Source organism: Pseudomonas kielensis (assembly GCF_030505375.1).
Classification (GTDB): domain Bacteria; phylum Pseudomonadota; class Gammaproteobacteria; order Pseudomonadales; family Pseudomonadaceae; genus Aquipseudomonas; species Aquipseudomonas kielensis.
This window is the reverse complement of sequence record NZ_CP130043.1, coordinates 3964587-3972500: the sequence shown is the minus strand read 5'-3', so window position 1 is coordinate 3972500 and position 7914 is coordinate 3964587. Positions and strand designations below refer to the sequence as shown.

10 protein-coding genes (1 of these 10 cut by a window edge) are annotated in these 7914 nt (G+C 60.9%); 4 read left to right on the top strand and 6 right to left on the bottom strand.

Translation table 11 applies throughout. The features are described 5' to 3' along the window. Positions 1-346: the 5' portion of a TetR/AcrR family transcriptional regulator gene (locus Q1W70_RS18670; RefSeq protein ID WP_166590226.1), read on the bottom strand. 215 nt of this gene lie to the left of the window's left edge; 346 of the gene's 561 nt are visible here — the first part of the coding sequence; it begins with the start codon at positions 344-346; its stop codon lies beyond the left edge, outside the window. 91 nt (positions 347-437) lie between these two features. Here Q1W70_RS18670 and Q1W70_RS18665 point away from each other — a divergent pair, with 91 nt between their 5' ends. Both Q1W70_RS18665 and Q1W70_RS18660 read left to right on the top strand, forming a co-directional pair. Further along, complete coding sequence (locus Q1W70_RS18665; RefSeq protein ID WP_182341509.1) at positions 438-1178, top strand: SDR family oxidoreductase; 741 nt, start codon at positions 438-440, stop codon at positions 1176-1178. A 36-nt stretch (positions 1179-1214) separates the two neighbouring features. Next, positions 1215-1805, top strand: a complete 591-nt coding sequence (locus Q1W70_RS18660) for a 2-hydroxychromene-2-carboxylate isomerase (protein ID WP_166590224.1) — start codon at positions 1215-1217, stop codon at positions 1803-1805. Positions 1806-1862: 57 nt separating this feature from the next. On the opposite strand, the gene Q1W70_RS18655 is transcribed toward Q1W70_RS18660, so the two are convergent. The 5 genes from Q1W70_RS18655 to Q1W70_RS18635 form a co-directional block, all read right to left on the bottom strand. Then, entirely contained in the window at positions 1863-3671 is a 1809-nt protein-coding gene (locus Q1W70_RS18655; protein ID WP_265538105.1) for an aminopeptidase P family protein, read from the bottom strand. A 58-nt stretch (positions 3672-3729) separates the two neighbouring features. After that, positions 3730-4899 carry a cysteine desulfurase family protein gene (locus Q1W70_RS18650; RefSeq protein ID WP_166590222.1) on the bottom strand — a complete coding sequence of 390 codons (1170 nt, stop codon included), beginning with the start codon at positions 4897-4899 and terminating at the stop codon, positions 3730-3732. Positions 4900-5115: 216 nt separating this feature from the next. Beyond that, complete coding sequence (locus Q1W70_RS18645; protein WP_166590221.1) at positions 5116-5730, bottom strand: LysE family translocator; 615 nt, start codon at positions 5728-5730, stop codon at positions 5116-5118. Between the two features lie 96 nt (positions 5731-5826). Beyond that, positions 5827-6096 (bottom strand): hypothetical protein, encoded by a 270-nt coding sequence (locus Q1W70_RS18640; RefSeq protein ID WP_302097727.1) that lies wholly within the window; start codon positions 6094-6096, stop codon positions 5827-5829. 117 nt (positions 6097-6213) lie between these two features. Further along, a complete protein-coding gene (locus tag Q1W70_RS18635) occupies positions 6214-6579 on the bottom strand; it encodes an antibiotic biosynthesis monooxygenase (protein ID WP_166590219.1) in 366 nt (121 codons plus the stop codon). 92 nt (positions 6580-6671) lie between these two features. On the opposite strand from Q1W70_RS18635, the gene soxR reads away from it, so the two are divergent. Then, positions 6672-7130, top strand: a complete 459-nt coding sequence (gene soxR, locus Q1W70_RS18630; protein ID WP_166590218.1) for a redox-sensitive transcriptional activator SoxR — start codon at positions 6672-6674, stop codon at positions 7128-7130. Positions 7131-7259: 129 nt separating this feature from the next. Next, on the top strand, positions 7260-7718 hold the full coding sequence (locus tag Q1W70_RS18625; RefSeq protein ID WP_182341521.1) for a VOC family protein: 459 nt from the start codon (positions 7260-7262) through the stop codon (positions 7716-7718). Positions 7719-7914 lie beyond the last annotated feature (196 nt).

Here is a 7914-nt window from a genome sequence, read left to right as displayed (position 1 = left end):
CACGGGCAATTTCGGCGCCTAATGCGGGCAGTGCGCACCCGGTGCCTGGTTGTTCGACATGGGCCATGCTCAAGTAATGCTTGAGGCAACGCTCCAGCCTGACGCGACTCAATTCACCGTCGCCACTCAAGCGCTCAAGACTTTGGCGTAATTCACGCTCGACGATTGAGGCAAAGAGTTCGTCTTTGGACGAGAAGTGACTGTAGAACGCACCGCCAGTGAGCCCGATGGCTTTCATCAGGCCATCCACCCCCACGGTGGCGAACCCCTCCTGCTTGGCGGACACCGAGCTGCTTTCCAACAGTTTCTGCCTGGTTTCCAGCTTGTGACTGGCTGAGTAACGCATCGCGGCTCCAAAAATTGCATCGTCTTGACGTCGTGTCGATCGTAGCATAACGTTCGTTTAGCTAACGACCGTTTACCAAAGAGCGATGACTATGACCACAGCAACCCATAACAACAAAGTCGTGCTGGTTGTCGGTGCTGGCGACTCCACTGGCGGGGCCATTGCCAAACGTTTTGCCGAGGAAGGATTTGTCGCCTGCGTCACCCGGCGCAGCGCCGATAAATTGCAGCCGCTGGTCGACGCCATCAATGCCAACGGTGGCCAAGCCCACGGTTTTGCCTGTGATGCGCGCAAGGAAGAAGAAGTCATTGCGCTGGTCGAGCAGATCGAGAGTCAAATCGGTCCCATTGAAGTGCTGGTCTTCAACATCGGCGCCAATGTCCCCTGCAGCATCCTCGAAGAAACCGCGCGCAAATACTTCAAGATCTGGGAGATGGCCTGCTTCTCGGGTTTTCTCAATGCCCGCGAAGTGGCCAAGCGCATGGTCACCCGCCAACGCGGCACGATTCTGTTTACCGGGGCCACCGCCGGCCTGCGCGGCGCCGCAGGTTTTGCTGCATTCGCCGGAGCCAAGCATGGCATTCGTGCCCTGGCACAAAGCATGGCCCGGGAACTCGGACCGCTGAACATCCACGTCGCGCACGTGGTGGTCGATGGCGCCATCGATACCGACTTCATTCGCGATAACTTCCCGGAAAAATACGCACTCAAGGCCGAAGATGGAATTCTCGACCCTGCGCACATAGCCGAGAACTATTGGTTCCTGCACAACCAGCCGCGCGATGCCTGGACCTTTGAACTGGACCTAAGGCCATGGAGCGAACGCTGGTAAGCACTGCCTCCCAACAACAATCAGAGTGCATCGAACATGAGCAAGTGCGTGGAGTTTTTCTTTGACCTGGGCAGCCCGGCCACTTACCTGGCCTACACCCAACTGCCGGGCATCTGCGAACAGACCGCCAGCCAACTGATTTACCAACCGATGCTGCTCGGTGGAGTATTCAAGGCCACTGGCAACGCATCACCCGCGACCATTGCAGCCAAGGGACGTTACATGTTCCAGGACCTGCAACGCTACGCCAGACGCTACGGCGTCGCCTTTGCGCTCAACCCGCATTTCCCGATCAACACCTTATTGCTGATGCGCGCCGTCACCGGCATGCAGATGCGCCATCCGGAGCGTTTCATCGCCTTTATCGACTGCCTGTTTCGGGCGCTCTGGGTTGAGGGGCGCAACCTCAACGACCCGGCGACCGTTGCGGCAGTCCTCAGCGAGCACGGCTTCGACCCACAGGCGGTGCTGGCCTTGGCCGCCGACGAGGAGGTCAAGGCCGCGCTCAAGGACAAGACCGAGCAAGCGATTGCGCGTGGGGTATTTGGCGCACCGAGCCTGTTTGTCGGTGACCAGTTGTTCTTCGGTCAGGATCGCCTGGACTTTGTCCGCGAGGCGTTGAGCTGACGCTACACCCTGCGGGCCGTGCGCCGCAGCCGCAAGGGCTGACGGCGCACTCAGCAGTCAAATGGCGGCAGTGCGCGTGTGCAACCATTCCAGCGCTGCCCCTTCGAGCAACGGGCTCAGGCGCTTGCGCACTTGCGCGTGATAACCGTTGAACCACTCGCGCTCATCCTCGGTCAGCAAGGAAGTTTCCAGGCAGCGAGTATCGATCGGACACAGGGTCAGGGTTTCGAACTTGAGGAACTGACCAAATTCGCTGCTGCCCGCCTCGCGGTTCAACACTAGGTTTTCGATACGTACCCCCCAGCGCCCCGGCCGGTAGGTACCCGGCTCGATGGAGGTGATCATCCCCGGCTGCATCGCGGTCTGTGGCGCGGCTGCCGCCTGGTAGGCAATCACCTGCGGACCTTCGTGTACGTTGAGGAAGTAACCGACGCCATGCCCGGTGCCGTGGCCGTAATCCACGCTTTCGGCCCAGATAGGCGCCCGCGCAATGGCGTCGAGCAGCGGCGAGAGAATGCCCCGCGGAAACTGCGCTCGGGACAAGGCGATCACGCCCTTGAGGACACGGGTGCAATCGCGCTTCTGCTCGGCAGTCGGTGTGCCGACGGGGACCATCCGGGTAATGTCGGTGGTGCCACCTAGGTACTGGCCACCGGAGTCGATCAGCAGGAGGCCATCGCCTTCAATCACCGCGTGCGCTTCTTCAGTTGCGTGATAGTGCGGCATGGCACCGTTGGCGTTGTAGGCGGCAATGGTGTTGAAGCTCAACGAGACATAACCCGGGCGCCGGGCCCGGGCCGCGGTCAGGTGTTCGTCAATCGTCAGTTCGGTAATACGCTCACGCCCCAGCGCGCTGTCGAGCCAGCTGAAAAACTCGCAGAGGGCTGCGCCGTCCTGCTCCATGGCCTGGCGAATGTGCTCGGCGTCGGCCAAGCTTTTCTGCGACTTGGCCAGGGTGGTCGGGTTCAGGCCCTCCACCAGCTTCACACCACTGCTCAGGTTGCCCAGCAGGCCGGCCGTGACCCGAGCCGGGTCGACCTGCAGGCTGCTGCCACTCGGAATAGCTGCCAGGGCCGCGGCCACTTCACTGTAGTCACGCAGGGTCACGCCGTCCTGCTCGAGGATCGCCCGCAGTGGCGCATCGACTTTGCTCAAGGCCACAAACAAGGTTGCCTGCTGCTGGCTGATCAGCGCAAAGGACACGAACACCGGGTTGAACGACACATCGGCGCCACGCAGGTTGAACAGCCAGGCAATGTCGTCGAGGGTGGCGATGAAGTGCCAATCGACACCGCGGGCATGCAGGGTTTCGCGCAACGTAGCGAGCTTGTCGCCACGGCTGACGGTAGCCTGGGGTGGCAAGTGCTGATAAATCGGTTGATCCGGCAGGCTCGGGCGATCGTTCCAGACTTCGCTCAACAGGTCGATGTCGGTGCGCAGGCTTGCCCCACGCTCTTGTAGCTTGCTGCCCAAAGTCCGCGCCGAAGCCACGGCCATAACCGCGCCATCCACCGCTACCACGCCACCTTCCGGGGTTTGTTCAGCCAGCCACTCCAGAGGTCCGGGCTGGCCCGGTTGCAGTTTCACCAGTTCGATACCGCTGCCCATGAGCTCCTTGCTCGCCTGTTCCCAGTAACGGCTGTCGGCCCAGATGCCGGCAAAGTCCTGAGTGACGATCAGGGTCCCGACCGATCCATGAAAGCCCGACAGCCACTGTCGTCCTTGCCAGTAACCTGGCAGGTACTCCGATAGATGGGGATCGGCCGACGGCACCAGCAACGCGTGAATGCCCTCCCGGCTCATCAGTTCGCGGGTGCGCGCCAGGCGCTGGGGAACCGTTCCCTGGATCAAAGGCTGCGTACTCATCATGTCTCCTGCTAACCACTTCAATATTGTTATAGGGCGCTGACTTATGGTCGGCGCATCAGGGTTGGGCGGTAACCCAGAACGCCGGTGCACTGGCGATTGCCGCCTTGATCAACTGGGCGGCCTGATCGATATCCTGATCACGGGTGAAACGCCCAAGGCTCAAGCGAATAGTGCGTCCCGCCGCCCGCGCATCGTGGCCCAGGGCCAGGAGCACATGGGAGGGGGCGTTACTGGCGGAATTGCAGGCCGAGGTCGCCGAGAACGCTATCGAAGCGCTCAACGCCTGGGCATTGAACTCGCCTTCGCTGAAAGTCAGGCTCAGGGTGTGGGGAATACGCTGGCTCGGGCTGCCATTGAGCCGCAGGCCGGCGATGGCGCCGAGTTGCTCCAGCAAACGCTCGCGCAGCCGCGAAATGGTGCCGGCCTCCTCGGCAAAGTGTTCGGCCGCCAATGCAAAGGCAGCGCCCATGCCCGCGATCTGATGAGTCGCCAGGGTGCCCGAGCGCAAGCCGCCTTCGTGTCCGCCACCGTGGATCTGCGCCTGCAGGCGCTGCTCGGCCCGCGGGCCGACGTAGAGCGCACCGATGCCCTTGGGACCGTAGACTTTGTGGGCGGAAAACGACATCAGGTCGACCGGCCAGTGCGCCAGGTCGATCGTCACCTTGCCCGCACCCTGGGCGGCATCGACGTGGAACAAGGCCCCGTGTTCGCGCACGCGCTGGCCGATGGCCGGGATGTCGTTGACGGTGCCCAACTCATTGTTGACCAGCATCAGCGACACCAGGAAGGTGTCCTCGCGCAGTGCCTCGCTGACCGCTTGCGCAGTGATCAGCCCATCGGCGTCGGGCAGCAGATAAGTGACATCGATCCCGGCATCCTGCAATTGCCTGGCCGTATCGAGAATCGCCTTGTGTTCGATCTGGCTGGTGATGATATGCCCGCCCGGCTGTTGACGAGCCTGGGCTACCCCCTTGAGGGCCAGGTTATTGGATTCAGTGGCACCGGAGGTCCAGACGATCTGGGACGCCTGCGCCCCCACCAGACCAGCGACCTGCTGGCGCGCCAGCTCGACCGAACAGCGGGCCTGCTGGCCAAAGGCATGGGAACTGGAGGCGGGGTTGCCGAAGTTGCCGTTGAAACCCAGACAATCGACCATCACCTGGATGACCCGCTCATCCACCGGGGTGGTGGCGGCGTAATCAAAATATAAAGGACGTGTATTCATAAAAAAGGCTCGCAGAGCAGGTTCCGGGATCAGGTGCAGCGGATGCTGTCACTGCGCGGTGCCCGTTTGAGGGGCGCGCTTGAGGGACGCGTTACGGCAGGCGTCCAGCAATACCTGATCGGATGCAGTTAAAGAAAGACAACTTCATTTAAAAGTGCGTAGGAACGCTCCTGAAGTTGAGCTTAACAGGCATCTGCTACCGGGTTGAAGCACCAGTCAGCCAAAGCTCTGCTGCAACATGGGGTACAGCGATGCCACCAGCAGCAATGCCATGCCCCAATTGAACAGCCGCAGCCAGCGCCGGTCCCGCAATACATTGCGCAGCAGCGAGCCACAGACAACCCAGACACCGACGCTGGGCAGATTGATCAGGGCAAACACCGCCGCGATCACGACCACATTGGTGAAGTAGCCCTGCAGCGGTGTATAGGTACTGATGGCACCAATTGCCATGATCCAGGCCTTGGGATTGACCCACTGGAACGCCGCCGCGCCCAGGTAGCTGATGGGCTGGCCGCGCCCCTCTTCGCTGTCCGAGACCGGCCCTGAGTGGGCAATCTTCCACGCCAGGTACAGCAAGTAGGCCGCGCCGACAAAACGCAGCACGTTATAAAGCAGCGGATAGGTTTGAAATACCGCTCCCAGGCCAAACCCCACGGCCAGCACCAGGACAAAAAAACCGCAGGTGATCCCCAGCATGTGCGGGATGGTTCGGTTAAAACCGAAATTGACGCCCGAGGCCAGCAACATGGTGTTGTTCGGACCCGGCGTGATCGAGGTCACCAGCGCGAACAGGGCAAAGCCGAGCAGTACATCCAGGGAGAGGGTCATGGTGCGATTCCATCAGGTCAGTCAGGACTCGACCCTATCGCAGCACCCGCGCGGCGAGCACGCACAGTTGGCAAAAACTTAGAGCGGTACAGTCGCTCAACTCGCCCGCCCGTGCAGTTGTGGTGAGCGCTCGGCGTTCATCTCAGCCTGCGGGTCAAATCCGCCGGCTCTGCTTGGCTGAGGCAGCAACTGGGCCTTTTTCGCCTGGTACTCATCAAACGACAAACCTCGACGACTCAGCGCTTCCAATGCCAGCTCGCGGCTTTCCTCGGCCGAATACGGCCGCAGTTCCTGGGACGGGTGAGTGGCGCAGCCGGCAAGCAGCGAGGCGATCAACAACAATGTGGCGCTTGGCAAATGAGTCATGGGGGCGATTCCTGAGAGCTGTCCTGAAGCAATGGACACAGGCTACGCCCCAGCCTTTCTCGAGAAAAATCATCGCGCTCGATAGTCCTTATCGAGTTTTTTGCGCAGTACCGCGTGCTAGCCCACCAGGCTGCATTGCGAGGCATTGTCCGGGCTGCGCTCGATGCTGCGCAGAACCTGGAAGGAGCCAAAGGTCACACCCTTGGCCTGATGGGTGCGGATCAACTGCCAGAAATCCTGCTCACCGCTTTCAAAACTGCGAAACGCCGCCTCGCCTGCCTCGCGGGATTGCCACTGCAGGTAATTGAGTACCCGCCGCCCGTCGTCGCTGGCCTGCACACTGGCGCTGAGAAAGCCGCTGTGGTGCTGGGCCAGGCGCTCGGTCTGGGCGGATAACGCCGACACCAGGCCTTGTTGTTGATGGGGCTCGATCTCGAATTCGATCAGTTGGGTAAAACTGCGATTGTTCTCTATCGACTGCATGAGGATTCCCCCTGGCGCGTAAGTCGCATCTTGCGAATTGAAGGTTGGCAGGATAAAACCTCTAGTTAAGTCAAGGTCAAGTGGCAATTGAAATGATCAGCAAGGACAACCTGCACAAAGAGTTGAGTGTCGGGCAACTGGCGCAGCGCAGTGGCGTGGCGGTTACCGCCCTGCACTTTTATGAATCCAAGGGGCTGATCCACAGCAGTCGCAACCCGGGCAACCAGCGTCGTTACCCTCGGGAGGTGCTGCGCCGGGTGGCGCTGATCAAGGTAGCCCAGCGCCTGGGCATTCCCCTGGCGGAAATCGGCGCGGCCCTCAAGTCCCTGCCTGACCATCGCGCGCCCACCGCGGCAGACTGGAAACTGCTGTCGGAAAAATGGAGCAACGACCTCGATGAACGGATCCGCCAATTGAGCCTGCTGCGCGACAAACTCAATGGCTGTATCGGTTGCGGCTGCTTGTCGATGGAAGCCTGCCCACTGCGCAACTACGGGGACGTGCTGGGTGAGCAAGGCAGCGGCGCCCAACTGCTGGCGCCAGGTGGCTGATAGCCCGCAGATGGCCAAGCTGCAACCCGTCGGCCAATCCGTGGCGACGCGAGGACGGGCCTATAGTTATCCGACCGGAAATCGGCGAGATACCGCGCCCCATCCCCCTACGCACCCTGGAGAACCGCCATGAGCGTTAAACCCATCCCGGAGGGTTATCACAGCATCACGCCCTACCTGGGAATCCACAAAGCTGGCGAAGCCATCGAGTTCTACAAAAAAGCCTTCGGCGCCACTGAAGTCATGCGCCTGTCGATGCCCGACGGCAGCATCGGCCATGCCGAACTGCGTATCGGCGACTGCCCGATCATGCTGGGCACGCCGTGCGACCAAGGCCCCTTGAGCAATCCGGACACCTCGCCCTCCGTCGGCCTGCATCTGTACGTCGAGGATGTGGATCAACGCTACGCCCAGGCAATCAAGGCCGGTGGCATCGTGGTGTCCGAGGTCAAGGACCAGTTCTACGGCGACCGCTCGGGCACCTTGAAAGACCCCTACGGCCATGTATGGTTTCTGGCCACCCATAAAGAGGACCTGACCCAGGAGCAGATCGAACAACGCGCCAAGGACATGTTCACCCAGCAATAATCCCCAGCCCCTGCAGGAACGGGCTTACCAGCGAAGCACAATCTTCAGCCTAAGCGCCTATTGTCGGGGCTCTGGAGGGGGGTTTCGCTGGCAAGCCCGGGCCAGCGATTGCGGCGCCTGCGACTACAAATACGCCTTTGAAACATTTACTTTCATATTGCCTTTCATGATTTTTGATTCTCATTCGTCTTAATTA